General features: G+C 50.0%; 13 protein-coding genes. 5 read left to right on the plus strand and 8 right to left on the minus strand.

From position 1 onward, the window contains the following. Positions 1-61: 61 nt before the first annotated feature. The 3 genes from K3T83_RS17185 to K3T83_RS17195 form a co-directional block, all read right to left on the minus strand. Positions 62-1,486 (minus strand): extracellular solute-binding protein, encoded by a 1,425-nt coding sequence (locus K3T83_RS17185; protein WP_220204184.1) that lies wholly within the window; start codon positions 1,484-1,486, stop codon positions 62-64. Between the two features lie 26 nt (positions 1,487-1,512). Beyond that, the gene (locus tag K3T83_RS17190; RefSeq protein ID WP_220204185.1) at positions 1,513-3,474 is read right to left on the minus strand and encodes a type 1 periplasmic-binding domain-containing protein; all 1,962 of its coding nucleotides are present in this window, start codon (positions 3,472-3,474) and stop codon (positions 1,513-1,515) included. Between the two features lie 338 nt (positions 3,475-3,812). After that, entirely contained in the window at positions 3,813-4,856 is a 1,044-nt protein-coding gene (locus K3T83_RS17195) for a sigma-70 family RNA polymerase sigma factor (protein WP_236064921.1), read from the minus strand. Positions 4,857-5,158: 302 nt separating this feature from the next. Here K3T83_RS17195 and K3T83_RS17200 point away from each other — a divergent pair, with 302 nt between their 5' ends. Together K3T83_RS17200 and K3T83_RS17205 are read left to right on the plus strand one after the other, a co-directional pair. Beyond that, a complete protein-coding gene (locus K3T83_RS17200) occupies positions 5,159-6,067 on the plus strand; it encodes an alpha/beta hydrolase (RefSeq protein WP_220204186.1) in 909 nt (302 codons plus the stop codon). Then, on the plus strand, positions 6,027-6,395 hold the full coding sequence (locus K3T83_RS17205; protein ID WP_236064922.1) for an EthD family reductase: 369 nt from the start codon (positions 6,027-6,029) through the stop codon (positions 6,393-6,395). Before K3T83_RS17200 ends, K3T83_RS17205 begins: the two co-directional genes overlap by 41 nt. Before the next feature lie 95 nt (positions 6,396-6,490). On the opposite strand, the gene K3T83_RS17210 is transcribed toward K3T83_RS17205, so the two are convergent. The 4 genes from K3T83_RS17210 to K3T83_RS17225 all read right to left on the minus strand — a co-directional run bounded on the left by K3T83_RS17210 (position 6,491) and on the right by K3T83_RS17225 (position 10,026). After that, positions 6,491-7,762, minus strand: a complete 1,272-nt coding sequence (locus tag K3T83_RS17210) for a M16 family metallopeptidase (RefSeq protein WP_220204187.1) — start codon at positions 7,760-7,762, stop codon at positions 6,491-6,493. Positions 7,763-7,896: 134 nt separating this feature from the next. Further along, a complete protein-coding gene (gene selA / locus K3T83_RS17215) occupies positions 7,897-9,297 on the minus strand; it encodes an L-seryl-tRNA(Sec) selenium transferase (protein ID WP_220204188.1) in 1,401 nt (466 codons plus the stop codon). Positions 9,298-9,314: 17 nt separating this feature from the next. Further along, positions 9,315-9,746 carry a type II toxin-antitoxin system PemK/MazF family toxin gene (locus K3T83_RS17220; protein WP_220204189.1) on the minus strand — a complete coding sequence of 144 codons (432 nt, stop codon included), beginning with the start codon at positions 9,744-9,746 and terminating at the stop codon, positions 9,315-9,317. Positions 9,747-9,801: 55 nt separating this feature from the next. After that, complete coding sequence (locus tag K3T83_RS17225) at positions 9,802-10,026, minus strand: hypothetical protein (protein WP_220204190.1); 225 nt, start codon at positions 10,024-10,026, stop codon at positions 9,802-9,804. Positions 10,027-10,407: 381 nt separating this feature from the next. On the opposite strand from K3T83_RS17225, the gene K3T83_RS17230 reads away from it, so the two are divergent. Further along, positions 10,408-10,803 carry a DUF4383 domain-containing protein gene (locus K3T83_RS17230; RefSeq protein ID WP_220204191.1) on the plus strand — a complete coding sequence of 132 codons (396 nt, stop codon included), beginning with the start codon at positions 10,408-10,410 and terminating at the stop codon, positions 10,801-10,803. 75 nt (positions 10,804-10,878) lie between these two features. Continuing rightward, complete coding sequence (locus tag K3T83_RS17235) at positions 10,879-12,003, plus strand: YncE family protein (protein WP_220204192.1); 1,125 nt, start codon at positions 10,879-10,881, stop codon at positions 12,001-12,003. Between the two features lie 22 nt (positions 12,004-12,025). Here the strand turns inward: K3T83_RS17235 and K3T83_RS17240 are convergent, their stop codons facing one another. Next, on the minus strand, positions 12,026-12,361 hold the full coding sequence (locus K3T83_RS17240) for a hypothetical protein (protein ID WP_220204193.1): 336 nt from the start codon (positions 12,359-12,361) through the stop codon (positions 12,026-12,028). A gap of 287 nt (positions 12,362-12,648) precedes the next feature. Between K3T83_RS17240 and K3T83_RS17245 the strand changes: the two genes are divergently transcribed. Continuing rightward, positions 12,649-13,800, plus strand: coding sequence for an epoxide hydrolase family protein (locus K3T83_RS17245; RefSeq protein WP_220204194.1), 1,152 nt, complete (start codon positions 12,649-12,651; stop codon positions 13,798-13,800). Positions 13,801-13,840: the final 40 nt, after the last annotated feature.

The raw sequence follows: 13,840 nt of genomic DNA on the forward strand, positions 1-13,840 counted from the left end.
GTAGTAGGGGCATTGAAAAAATATTAAAAATGGAGGCAATAGAGCAAGAGCAACGAAAATGCTATGACGAAGCACACACAAGCTTGCTCACAGTTTGGCAACGCTGCATAACATCTTGCAGTTCGGTTTGTAGCCTCTGCAATGCTATAGCTGGCTTCTCTGATCCAATCAATGCCGCGTTGACGTGGCTTTCAATCGCACTTGCAACTTGTGAGAAACATGGCAAAACTGGACGCAACTGGGCATTATCTAATAGTGTTTCCAGCAGTGATTTCTTAGGAGAAAATGTGGACGGTTGATCCAAAAATGCAAATAGAGGATTCCATGTCTGCACGCGCTTGTCTTTATAAATGCTTGCCAGCGTTACCGTAAAACCTTCCTTCACGGCCAGGTATTGCTGTGCTTCCCTCTGCAACATCCATTGTATAAATTGCCAGGCAGCTTCCTGGTTCTGTGAGTATCTATTAATTGCTAGCTGCCAACCGCCGAGACAGGATTTAGCCCCTGACGGGAGCGGCGCAATATCAAATGTATGCCTCACCAATGATTGGCTGGCATCCTTGCTCCATGCACTGATATTAGGCCAACATCGCATAAAAACAGCATTGCGCCCTAACCATTGATCGACAGTTTCATACTCTCCAAATGTTGGAGTTGTTGGAGGAGATATAGTACCAACCCAACTCACCATTTCGCTTAGTGCAGCAAGAGCCTCCGGGCTATTGATAGTAACCACCTGGGGAGCATGAGGATCAAAAATACTTGCGTTATAGCTTGAGAGTACCTCTACAAAATCACAGACCAGCCCATCATATTTCTTTCCCTGCCACACATATCCCCATTTGCAGCGTCCTTCTTTTTGAACAACGCGTGCCATCGCCTCCAGATCTGTCCATGTCTGCGGAGGCCTGGAAATGAGATCAGAAAAATCTTTACGGTAATATAGCAATCCGATATCGGTATGTAAGGGAGCCGCCCAGATTTGCCGCTGGCCGGTCTCAGGATTCGGAAAAGTTACAGCTTGCAGAGGTTTTTGCAAATAGTTTTTGGCATTTGCTTGCAACCATGAATTGGTCAGAGGTATGATCCAGCCGTTACGTACAAACTCATCCATCCAGGGAACATCAAGAGAGAGAACATCGGGGCTTCCCTGATGTGCTTGTAATTTGCTCACCAGGTCGTCATGAGGGTTGCAATGACTCTGTGCCTTCGTAGCCTGTACCTGTATATCTGGATGAAATCGATTGAACATCCGAACAAGGAAATTGAAAGTACCGTAATGATCATCCTCGGTTTGCCATATAATCTTTGTCACCTTATTACTGGTAGGCTGTTTCTCTTGCTCACATGCTTCTAACAACATACTGGCAAGGCTACCTGCCAGACCTATCTCACTGGTCCGTTTGAGAAATGTTCGCCGGGTGAGATATCCGGTACGCCTTTGTTCAAGCAGTTGATTCAAAATGGCCTGCCGTGAACCAAACATTGCACACGAAGCTCCTTATCTGCTATTTAATACTTACCCGCCCCAATTATTATACTGTGTGTGCCATTCCCAAGAATATGCAGAACGAGTACGGCTTTATTTACTGCCGAGCTATTACCTGGTAAAAAAGCTATCTGCCCGCTTATTCCCTGAAATGCATGTCCGGGTGTGAATTTCTGTATTGTTTTGCCTAATTGATCAGCGGAAATAGGATGTGATTTTTGAGCGCTGTCATCACAAGAACTCCCTTGAGTTTGGCAGAGAGCGGTCGCCAGGAGAGAAGTTGCATCGTATGATAATATTACATCGCTATCGGCTCTATCGTACACATAATCATTATTGAAGAGATGCAGGGGATCATAAGCGCTTTTATAATCTACCACCATAGGTGGTTTGGTGAAACCATCTGGTTGGGATGCGGCTGTTTGTGGATCATAGAAAGGAAAGGTACTGATCGGAGTATGCCGAATGGACCATTCATCGGGGAAGGCCGATGCAGTAAAACTAAGGCCGGTGAAATTGCTGATATCATTTGGAGATGCATGTATCCATTGATAAGTAATATCGCTGCCCATTATTTGAACGCTACGACTCGTTCCTTTGGTTAGTCCATAGAGAGCTGTATGGAGCATTGCTATATCTGCAAAAGGGCCGGTGAAGTAGATCAGATCAAAATCACTATCAACTACCCGATTAGCAACCTCCTGCACGTTATACTCACTTCCCACACTGTAGGGTATAGGCGTGGTTTTCAACGATCCCGACTCCACAATAAAATCTTTCCCCAATCCACGATCACTACCATCAGTGGGATAAACAACCGCTATCTTTGTAGCGTGTAATCTATCGGTAATATATGTTGTAGCCGCTCTCGCCTCATCTTGTAGGGAATGGGCAACACTCAATAGGCCACGTATATATGGCTGTTCCAAAGGAATCGTAGAGATCATTGGTAGAGAGGAGTGATTGAGTTTTTGCACAAGCATGCTTGATCCTGGTAGCCATCCGACGATACCCACTATTGTTGGATCAGCCTTAATCGCCTGCATAATCTGATTGGCAACCTGTGCCTGACCGTCGCTATTTGTGGTTGCCTCTCCTATATTTGCGATGAGCAAATAGAGTTGCGGGCCATTCTGATGCAACTGATTATATTCAGCCTGTGTAATATATGCTCCCTGAAGGATATCACGACCAATATTGATAGTATCCGATTTATTTGACAAAGGGACAACAACCAGGATTGTTTTATGAGGTCTTGCTATACAATTCTCCCCCGCAACAGAGTCTCTTTTACCAATGCCAAGTATACATTGATTTTCCACATAAATTTTCACTTCTGCGTCCGCTGTATCATCATTTGCTGCCATTGTCCAATAAACATTGGCTTTCAGAGTATCCCCATTACTCATCTCACGTATTGCATCTTCTTTATAAATGTTATTTAACCTGGCTGTGTCAAACGCATCTTTCCCATCACTAATGCCTATCCGTTCTCCATCTATAACCTGTGTATGTATACCCGTATCTATCGGAGGAGCAGGAGCAGGAGGATTGGTATACTGTAACATGAGCAGTCCTACCTTTCCCAAAAGGCCGAGCACGAGACAGGCCACTAAAGCAACAATGAGTATCCGAGGAGGTAATCTTCTCCAGTTGAAGGTACTTTGCACTGTTCTAAGAGAGGCTGCATACTTAGCGGCATCTGGATGTTTGCTCAAAACACCTATTAATGCATCGCTTAAAATAATAATAATGATAACCAGTTTATTCTCAAGTAAGAAGTTACCAACATGTAATATTGTCTCCCACGTCGTAAACTGTAGAACAATGCCTAAAACAAATGCTATAAATCCAGCTAATATTATCCCTGTTTTCCATAAAAAAATCTCTATTGTCCATATCCATTTACATAACCAGAGAAAGCCGATGGCCATCAGCTTAAATATATGTTGCCATTGCTCTTTCACATCTTGATATTTCGTCATCGCCGTCTACAGCTTTCTTTGCACCATTGCAAATTCTACTCTAGTAATCCTCTGTTCTCAGATATTCCAGAAGTGAAAAAGTAAAGCTTTTGCTTCACCTCTACTATACATGACGTGCAAAAGTACAATGAAATCAAATGAGACAACAGCTTGCCACAATAGAGCAATCACTCTTTCTTGTATAACGATCACAATATTCCGCAGTTTCAACATAAAGCATATATATTCATATTTTATATATACTATAGTAAAACATAGCCTGTCATCCTCTTAACCCAAAGAGGCTATAGTTGCATATTACAGATCTTGCTTACATCTGTTGCAAGGTTATGCTGGCTTTACTGAGGAAGTTGAAGCGGGAAGCCAAAAAAGGTAGCTAGCTCTGGGCCGAGGAAAGCAGTCACCTGGGTTATCTGCCCGGAACCATCGAGCGTGATAACCTGCACGGCGAACGCGCTATACAATCCGGTTGCTTCGTCTGATCGATACACTACAAATGCGGGTTGCCCATTGGCATGCGTTGGAAATAAGCGCCACTTATCCTGTACGCCAGAGGGAAATATGGCAGTGCGGAGAACAGTGCGAATCGCTTCTCGCCCCTGATACCAGGAAGGAACCGGCGGCATACTCAATATCGCATCTTCTTTCAGCAGCGCCACGAGTCCATCCACATCGTCTGTCTCCCAGGCATGGAGATAGCGTGTGAGCAACGCGTTTGTCGCGGCATCAACGCGATGAAGCAGTACCATCTCTCGCTGCTCACGAGGATAGTTCTTCTCAAGCGTCACCCGTGCGCGGTGCAGGGCGCTATTGACCGCTGAAACCGAGATCTCAAGCAACTGTGCGACCTCGGCAGCGCGCCAGTCCAGCACATCCGAGAGGAGCAAGATAGCTCGCTGCCGAGGTGGCAGAAGTTGAAGAGCAGTGAGGAAGGCCAGGGAGACGCTCTCATGTTGAGTATAGCGAGCTTCCGGGTTTTCCGCAGCCTCGATCAGCCAGGAGTCAGGAAAAGGCTCAAGCCAGAGCGTCTCGAAGCTTCTAGCAGCAACCGGCTTCTGTGGATTCCACGCGGGAGAAGCTGCGGTTGGCAGAGTGCGAGGAGACCTTTTCTTGAGAGTATCGAGGCTGGTGTTGGTTGCAATCGTGTACAACCAGGCTCGCAGCGATCCCGGACCTCTGTACGTAAAGCTGTCAAAGTGGCGCCAGGCTCGCAACATCGTATCCTGCACCGTATCTTCAGCATCATGCAACGAACCCAGCAGGCGATAACAATGTAGAAGCAGCTCATTACGATAGGATTCGAGCAAGCGCTCTGGCTCTGCTTGCTCTACACTCAAGCCTTCCTGCTCGCGCTCATCAGCCTTCCTCGATTGCTCTGTCACATTATTTCCTCTCACAGTCGTATTTTCCTGGATAGCTCCGCTTCAACAGAACTCTCGCACCTTTCCGCGAAAATAACCCACTCGTATACCATTCTACTCACACCATTCTCTACAGGCAAGCGTCCATCTCCACATACTTAATCATGGATCACATTGTAACATGCGAGTAGGATAGCTACCTGATCAAACTGTCGTAGTAAGCAAAACTATGCGGTTTGCAACGACTTTTCTGGACCGCACAATTTTGCTTACTACGACAGTTTGATCAGATAGCTATCCTACTTTCTCAAGAGGAGGTTTTTATGATCAGTCCACAAGCCGCGCAAATTCGTGCGTTCATGAAGAGTACCGCCGCCACATCTGTAGTGCAGGCTCGCCTCTCTGTCGAAACGAGACGATCCCAGTTTGAAGCGCTACGAGCGCAAATTCCTCTTCCTGCTGACACACAGGTCGAAGCGATCAACGTGGGATCGGTCGCAGCCGAATGGGTAAGTACACCTGAAGTTGATGATCGTCGTGTGCTGCTCTACCTGCATGGAGGAGGATATGTATGGGGTTCTTGCGCCTCCTATCGTGCTGTTGCCGCCACTTTTTCTCGCTTCACACAGGCGCGAGTCCTGCTCCTCGACTATCGCCTCGCCCCAGAGCATCCCTTCCCGGCTGCCCTGGAGGACTGCATCGCGGCTTACCAATGGCTGCTAACAAGTGGTATCCAGCCTGAGCATATCGTTCTCATGGGAGACTCAGGAGGAGGCGGTCTCGCTCTGGCAACGCTGGTCTCGCTGCGGCAGGCTGGCCTTCCGCAACCAGCAGGAGCAGTACTGATCTCTCCCTGGCTCGATTTGACCCTGAGCGCCACCTCTTATACCACGAAAGCGGAGACCGATTTCATGGACAGTAAAGACCTGTTTCTTGAATTGCGTCAATACTATCTTGGAGAACAAGATCCGCACTCGCCCCTGGCTTCTCCACTGCTTGCGGATCTCCAGGGACTCCCTCCTATGCTTGTCTATGCAGGCAGCGATGAAGTGCTGTTGGACGACTCCATTCAGCTTGCTGAGCGCCTTCGCCATGCGGGTGTTCCAGCCGAGCTTCAGATAGGGGAGGGGCTCTGGCACACCTGGCCCATCACTGCCACAACGCGACCATTTCCCGAAGGAACCCAGGCTCTTGAACACATTGGAGCATTCGTCCAATCTCATTGTAAATAACAAAAGAACAAGGAGAACCGTCATAGTTAGATTTCTCGTACTTTATAACAAACCAGAGGACACCGAAGCATTCAATCGTCATTATCGCGAAGTACATATCCCACTGACAAAGAAGCTGCCTGGCCTGCGGCGCTATACGCTTGGCTGGAATGCGACGCCCATTCGCGGCGGCGAACCCTATTACCTCGTAGCCGAATTGGAATGGGATGACATGGACTCCTTGCGCAAAGCGTTCCAATCGCCTGAAGGTCAGCCCACAGAGCAGGATGTATCCAAGTTTACCAATGGTGGAGTCTTAAGCATGGTATACGAGGTGGAAGAGGTCTAAACAGAAGTTGTTCCTCGGGGAACAAAGTTGGCGTTCATTCGCGGAAACGTTGTTTCGCGAATGAACGCCAGCATGCTTTTTATTTAAAAGTGTATTCAGGCCAGCAATTGCTGTTCGCTCAATGGGCCGAGAGCGGTCAGCACTTGCTTTTCGCGCAAGGGGAAACGTTTCAGGGCGCGCATTACGTCTTCGGTTGTCACGTTCTCGACGCGCTCAACCTCTTCCTCAACGCTGATCAGGCGGCCCTCCGTGACCCAATCGCTGGCAAGAGAGCGCATGCGGGCAAAGGTCGATTCGCTGCTCAGCACGATTCCGCTAATCAGCTTATCTTTCGCGCGGCGCAGTTCATCTTCATAGATCCCATCGTTCAGCAGGCTATCCAGCTCGGCGCGCAGCAGCTTGAGGACGCGCGGGGCATCCTCCGGTGTGGAATTAGCTTCCATAAGCAGGATGCCAGTTCCCTCCATTGCCCAGACGCCTGCACTGGCCGACTCTGCCAGGCCACGCTGGTAGATATTCCAGTAGAGGCGCGAACCATCGCTGTCACCCAGGATGCTCCCCCCTAGAGCCGCCGCGTAATAGTCAGGATCTTTGATATCGACTGCTGGCATAGCAACGATCATGATCTGCTGCTTGAGTTGCTCGTTGACCATGATATTGTTGATCGACTGCGCAGGCTCATAGTGCGAGGCATCGCGGCCAGTATCGCCAGTGCGCCAGTTTGTGCAATGCTTCTCAGCGAGTTCGACGATATGGTCCCAATCAAATTTCCCAGCGACGGAGAGGATCAGGTTATTGGCGGCGTAGCGGCGCTGCCAGTAGTTACGCATCTGCTCGATATGCATATTGCGAATACTGTCGCGCGATCCCAGCACGTCATGTCCTAGCGAATGGCCGCCGAAGTAGGTTTGCATCAATTGACGATAGGTGTAGTTATACGGCTGATCTTCTGAGCGCGCGATCTCGTTGATAATGACCTCTTTCTCAGTCTCGAAATCGCTCTCATCCAGCCGGGGATACATCATGTCGCTCAATAGCTCAACGGCACGATCCAGATACTCGCCCAGCACACGCGCATAAAAGACGGTGGCTTCGTGGGAAGTAAAGGCGTTGATTTCCGCCCCGATCTTATTAAATTCGAGGGTAATCTCCTGCCAGTTGAGGCTCTTAGTGCCCTTGAAAACCATATGCTCCAGAAAGTGGGAAACACCTGCGATGGCCGGGTCATATTCATCGCGTGAACCAGTACGGACGAAATATGATACTGCCACCGACTCAAAATCGGGCATTGGCTGACCCACAATCTGCAAGCCATTGCTCAGGCGGTGGGTATGAAACACAGTTCCATTTGCTGTGGTTTCTGTCATTCGTTGCTCCTTACAATACAAAGGCGCAGGTGGCCTGCTCGCTCTTTTCTACAGGCATATTACTCAATTATATAGCATCATAGCCCTGGTAGAGAACGATTGTCAAATCGATATGTAGTACTTCAAGTTGTATTTCAGATCGAAGCTCCGCGATTCACCTCTTCGCCCAACGCCTGTATCACCTCCGGCTCCTGTTCCTCCAGGACCGTGCGAGGATCAAGCAACAGCGAGTTGCGCAGGATGCGGGTAATAATGGATGTACGACGCAGACGCAGGCGGCGGGCCAGCTCTTCCAGAGGCAACGGCGTGCGAGCGTCATCGAGGGCGACAAGCGTTGTGGGCAGGGTTTCGCCGGGGAGAGAGCCACCGCCAATCGTCGAAGCTCCCTGTTGCCTGCGAGCCACCACACCCTTCTCCTGAAGCTGGGCAATCCAGTTTGTGGCGCGCCTGTTTATCCTCTCAGAAGAAGCAGCTATCATGCGCCAGATGGGGATATGCGTCTCGGCTTCGGCGCGTTGATAGTGGCGCAAGGTCGTTTCCAGCGCAGCCAGCGTCATCTTGTCGATGCGTACGGCACGCATAAGCGGGTGCTTTGCCAGTTGCGCGATCACCTCCCGCTTGCCAACCAGAATGCCCGCCTGGGGACCACCAAGCAGCTTATCACCGGAGAAGCAGACAAGATCGGCGCCGGCGGCGATGCTCTCCTGTGGCGTCGGCTCATGGGCCAGCCCGTAGCGTTCGCTATTGAGCAGACACCCGCTGCCCAGATCGTTCATGACGAGCAGGCCGCGTTTATGGGCCAGGGCAGCAAGAGCTTCAATAGAGGTCGCTTCAGTAAAGCCCGTAATCAGAAAGTTACTTGGATGCACAGCCAGCAAGAGCGCGGTCTGCTCGCTGAGCGCGGCCTCATAATCGCCGATGCGGGTGCGGTTGGTCGTGCCAACTTCGACCAGACGGCAACCACTCTGGCGCATCACATCGGGGACGCGAAAGCCGCCGCCGATCTCAACCAGCTGGCCGCGCGAAATCACCACCTCGCGTCCCATCGCCAGCGCGCTCAGACCAAGCAGGACCGCAGCCGCGTTGTTATTGGTGACGATGGCGTCCTCGGCCCCGGTCAATTCACGCAAGAGCGCGGCCACATGTACATGGCGAGAGCCACGCTCGCCGGGTTCCAGATCATATTCGAGATTGGAATAGCCGCTGGCGACCCGCTGCACGGCCTGCAACGCCTCATAGCTCAGGGGAGCGCGTCCCAGGTTGGTATTGATAATGACGCCTGTTGCGTTAATGACGGGTCGGAGATGCGGCTGCTGTTCGCGCTGTAAGAGATCCTCAGCAGAGGAAAGTAAATCGACGGAAGAGGGACTGGTTGCGCCGCTGCGAATGGCGGTGCGAGCATGGGCAAGGGAAGAGCGCAAGGCGCGAAGAACAAGCGAGCGAGAATAGAGGGCAATAAGACGCTGCCCCTCTGAAGACTGTAGCAATTCATCGACAGAGGGCAAGAGACGCAGCGGATTTTGTTCGATAGTCATACATCGGCCACTCCTCTCTAATGCAGCGAGAAGAACGCAGTAATCGCCAGACTGTTCGCCACCTTCGCCATAACAGCGCGAAGATCGGCATCGTTGAGACGGCAAATGGCGTACTGGTCGGCTAGCAAGGAGCGTAGCACAGGGTACATCAGCTCGGTTTTCACCAGACTATCGGTGTCCAGGAGGGGATAATCACGTTTCAAGAGCAAGTGATGGTATGGGCGCAGCTTCCCGCGATAGGAAGTCAGGGCCACAACATTCACAGCTCCGGCATGACGGCAAAAAGGCTCCCCGGAAACGACGAGAGCGGGATGCCAATCAAGGATACGTTTCTCCTCGATACCCGGAGGGAGCGAAGGATACCCAAAGTTTACCCAATACACCATGCCAAACTGCACGGGCGATTGATAGGTCAGAGCATCCGGTGCTAGTTCTGGTGGATGAGGCATGGCGTTTACTGCTATGTATCTCTATTTTTATTATTAAAAACTATGAACGTAGTAACTATGGATGCGCCAGAGCAACTGGTGCATACACCGATGCCTCTTCTGGCTCTAGCTGTGATTGGAAACATGCTGATGTGAGAGACCAGGAACGCGCAACGAGACTGAGACGCTCCTCACGTTCGTCCTGACTCTCTTCTTGCAAGGCAACAGCTATGAGTTCCATATCACGCTGATACTGTTCCATTATCAAGGAAGAACGGCTGAAGTCGCAATTCGTTGCCATAAAGCTACCTCTTATTCCAAAGTCCTATTCGCCACACGTTAAAACTGGGTAGCGGAAAACCGCGTGAGGGTTGTTTTTTCTCCAACGTTGGAGATTATACCAGCAATTTATGCAAGAAGCAATGCTTTTTCGACGACTTTAGTACTACGGTTGTAAAGATATGCAATCTCACTATTTTCTTCGCTCATGCTTGCATGAAAACGCAATATGATTTAGAGACATTTATGATACGCCATATTCCAACACATAGATGCAAAATGACACATACTCTATTGCCTTTTTTGCCTTTTTTTTTCGGAGATGCCACAGGTTATCTCTCTTCGGTAATCCAATTCCACCACTCTGGCGTAGTCTTCAATAGAAAGGAGGAGCTATTTCATTATGAATAGCGACATTCAAAAAACATTTGCATTTGCCGTTGGTATCGTTTTTGTCCTCGTAGGCATTCTCGGCTTTATCCCAGCTCTTGTTCCTGGCGGAGCACTGCTCGGCATTTTCGCGGTCAATGTCTTGCATAGCGTCGTCCATCTGCTGATCGGCATTCTGGGTATTGCCGCAGCTTATACAGGCCTTGCGCGACGCTACAATCAGGTCATTGGTGCCATCTACTTGCTGCTGGGCGTCCTCGGCTTTATCCCTCCGCTGGTCATCGACAATGCGCTACTGGGCATCGTCAGCATTAATCTGGCCGACAACCTGCTCCATCTTGTAGCGGGGACCGCAATGGTTGCCGTTGGCTTCGCGTTAGGAAAAACCCAGATTTCAGTTGCCAAATAATAAGCTTTTTGAGAACGATGGGGAGCCTGTCTACCAGACTTCCTGTCGTCATGCTATTTTTAAGGAAAGATATCTATGCTCTACTGGTGGCGAACCATACAAATGTTGCTGGTTGCTTGCTGGCTCTGCTTCCTCTTCACTACACCTGTAAAAGCAGATGGAGGAGCACCCAATCTGGCCTATATAGCAGGCAGTTCGGCAGGGGTCAGCATTATCGATATTGTCGAGCAAAAAATTACCGGGACAGTTGCACTTGCGGGCGAGCCGCATATGATTCTGCTCAGCCTCGATGGAAGTATCCTCTATGTGACACAGCCGCGCATAAGCCGGGTCACTTTCCTTGCCACCGCCACCAAACAGGCCATCTGTACCGTCGATCTTGCAGGCAATTCTTCGCTGCTGGCACTTGATTCTCGCGCCCACCTGCTCTATGTTGCAGGCAACTACGCATCACAGGTTGTGGTTCTGGATGCGATGAATTGTAAGCAGAAATACACGTTACAGACCAATAGCGGTGTCTACGGTCTGGCGTTGGCAGGAGGTGAAGGCACTTCATCCGGCAGTCAGGAGATATGGGTTGCAGGTGCAACTGCGCTCTCTGCCTTCGATGGCGCGGGCAAGTTACTCATAACGGTGCCCATCAGCGAAGGGCCGGAGTATCTCAGTGCACCGCCAGGCAATACGCTCTATGTGACCACGAGGAGTGGGATGGTACGCGCGGTGGATAGGCAAACGAGGCGCTTGCTGCCGTTTTCATTGCACGGAGGCGCATTTGGTCCGATGGATTTTGATGAGACGACAGGCGAAGTGTATATTCCTGACAAAAGGGAGCATCAGATCGATGTAGTTGCGCCGATCAATACTGCAACAGCGCAGCAAAGCCCGACGCGCATCATTCATCTCAATGGTTCTCCGCAGTCAATTGCCGTCACCAGTGATGGACAATTTGGCTTTGCCGCGCTGGATAACGGCGATGTGGTCGCACTCGATATTCCTGGCCGTCAGGTAATGCGAACCTTCCATGTGGGCGGCTCCCCCCACTTCATCATTACGGGGCTATATCCATCTCTTTTACATTTCACACCACAACAACGAAACCAGCTTTCCTTTCTGGATGACCTTGTTCATTATGGATCAGTGGTTGTGCTTTTGCTGATTGTAATTATTCTCGTACTGAGAGAGCAACTGCGCAAGAAATAAATGGTGCAATAATTGCACCACGCTAATGTAAGGCGGATTGTACCTCAACCAGATGGCCCGTTCCTTTGAGGGTCGCCAGTTCAATATCGGCAATGCAACGCAAGCTGATATTGTTAAAGATCAGTGTTCCCTCCACATGAACGATGCCAGTACATCGATCAAAATGAGCCTGCTTGAGATCGGTGGAATTTGTATCAACCCACATCCCCAGATCTGTTCCACCCCTCGTCCCGGTAAACTTAATCAGGATATATCCCATATCTTCGATGCTATTTCTAAAGGTGGTGAGAGAGGGGTTTGGACCCCCAACAGTTACAGGGTGATATCCTTTTGAAAGACACTGCACAAGGTTATCCAAGCGATCGCTCCTTTTTATATCAAAACATGAATTTGATGATTTGCAAGTAAAAAACAGTTTCTATCAATTCTTCATGTATATTTCTGTACTCTACAACCTGCGTTTATTATATGCGAGAGTTCTTCAACAATCCTCAAGAAACTCTCAAAGAAGCTTCAAGATTTCGCTGCTGATTTCTCATAAATATATTGGGACATTTCTCCATAAACGAGGGCGGATCATGTCACCTTTGAAGGGTATACTGTTTTTGTAGTAAGCAAAAGAAATGCGAAGGAGAAAGTTTTCAGATGAGCATACAACCATTCAAAATAAATGTTCCCCAGGTGACCCTTGATGATTTACACGAGCGCCTGAACCGCACGCGCTGGCTGCGCGAAGCGAAGGGAGCTGGCTGGACCTATGGAATCAGTTTAGAATATATGAAAGAGCTGATGGACCACTGGCAGCACAGTTACGATTGGCGTAAACATGAGGCGGCGCTCAATGCTTTTGCCCAGTTCAAGGCAGACGTTGATGGCGTCGGCATCCATTTCATCCACGAGCGCGGCAAAGGCCCCAATCCTACGCCAATCCTGCTGCTACATGGCTTTCCAGATTCGTTCTATCGCTATCACAAGGTCATTGAGCGGCTCACTAATCCCGCCAAATATGGTGGCGACCCGAACAATTCGTTTGACGTGATTGTGCCATCCATCCCCGGCACCGGCTTCTCCGATCCTGTCACGTACGATGACGAAGCCAACGCGGATCTGTTCGCTAAATTGATGACGGAGGTGCTTGGATACAAGCAATTTATCTCCGCTGGCGGCGATCATGGCGCGATCATCACACAAGCGCTGGCGCGCAAGCACCCGGAGCTACTGATTGGTATTCACCTGACCGATGTTGGCTACCCCGATCAAAATACAGATTTTTCAACGCTTTCGCCTGCCGAAATGGAGATGGCCCAATGGGTGCAAAAGTGGTTTATGGAGGAAGGAATCGGGGTCAATATGATCATGGCAACCAAGCCGCAAACGCTGGCATATGGCCTCAACGATTCGCCTGCTGGTTTAGCCGCGTGGCTCATCGGTTATGGCAGCAGTGGAGGCAGGGGGAAAGAGGAATTGAAAACGCGGTTTAGTGCCGACGAATTGCTGACCAACGTGATGATCTACTGGGTGACAGAAACCATCGACTCGGCTGCTCGCACCTACTATGCCAACATGCATGTTGCCAGCGGAGGAAATCTGGGGAAGAGCGAGTCTGTTCCGGCAGCTGTTGCCCATTGCCCCTATGATCCGCCCCTGCCTCGTGAATGGGCCGCGCGCCAGGTCAACCTCGTGCATTTCACCGATTTTCCGCGCGGCGGTCACTTCATGGCCTGGGAGGAGCCGGAACTTTACGCCAACGATATTCTGGACTTTGTGAGCCAGCTCCGCAACCAGGCGAATCAGTAATCACGTCTATTATTGCTTTTGCTCGATTGATCGCGCTCAT

The sequence above is a fragment of the Reticulibacter mediterranei genome (genome assembly GCF_016587455.1).

Coding starts and splice junctions, on each gene's coding strand:
- K3T83_RS17200 (WP_220204186.1), top strand. CDS start 5,159: ATGATCAGTCCACAAGCCGCGCAAATTCGTGCGTTCATGAAGAGTACC.
- K3T83_RS17245 (WP_220204194.1), top strand. CDS start 12,649: ATGAGCATACAACCATTCAAAATAAATGTTCCCCAGGTGACCCTTGAT.
- K3T83_RS17185 (WP_220204184.1), bottom strand. CDS start 1,486: ATGTTTGGTTCACGGCAGGCCATTTTGAATCAACTGCTTGAACAAAGG.
- K3T83_RS17230 (WP_220204191.1), top strand. CDS start 10,408: ATGAATAGCGACATTCAAAAAACATTTGCATTTGCCGTTGGTATCGTT.
- K3T83_RS17220 (WP_220204189.1), bottom strand. CDS start 9,746: ATGCCTCATCCACCAGAACTAGCACCGGATGCTCTGACCTATCAATCG.
- K3T83_RS17210 (WP_220204187.1), bottom strand. CDS start 7,762: ATGACAGAAACCACAGCAAATGGAACTGTGTTTCATACCCACCGCCTG.
- K3T83_RS17235 (WP_220204192.1), top strand. CDS start 10,879: ATGCTCTACTGGTGGCGAACCATACAAATGTTGCTGGTTGCTTGCTGG.
- selA (WP_220204188.1), bottom strand. CDS start 9,297: ATGACTATCGAACAAAATCCGCTGCGTCTCTTGCCCTCTGTCGATGAA.
- K3T83_RS17225 (WP_220204190.1), bottom strand. CDS start 10,026: ATGGCAACGAATTGCGACTTCAGCCGTTCTTCCTTGATAATGGAACAG.
- K3T83_RS17190 (WP_220204185.1), bottom strand. CDS start 3,474: ATGACGAAATATCAAGATGTGAAAGAGCAATGGCAACATATATTTAAG.